The organism is Rhodopirellula sp. UBA1907, from assembly GCF_002337565.1.
Taxonomy (GTDB): domain Bacteria; phylum Planctomycetota; class Planctomycetia; order Pirellulales; family Pirellulaceae; genus Rhodopirellula; species Rhodopirellula europaea.
On sequence record NZ_DDGH01000011.1, the window covers coordinates 29,969 to 30,191 of the forward strand.

Genomic DNA, 223 nt, shown 5'->3' on the forward strand with positions numbered 1-223 from the left:
CTGCACGACCTCGCAGCGGGAGGGATCGGAATGCGAGCGTTCAACGAGAATTCCGGGGAGGGTAGTGCGAGCCTTTTCCCATGCTTGGCCCTCACCCTCGCGTACGCCTGAACGGCGTCGCTCGACCTCTCCCCAAACTTCGTTTCGGGAGAGGTGCGGGGCGCGAAAGCAGCATAAATATCTGCATCAACAAACTGCATGACCTCCGACTGTGTCGGGGGAG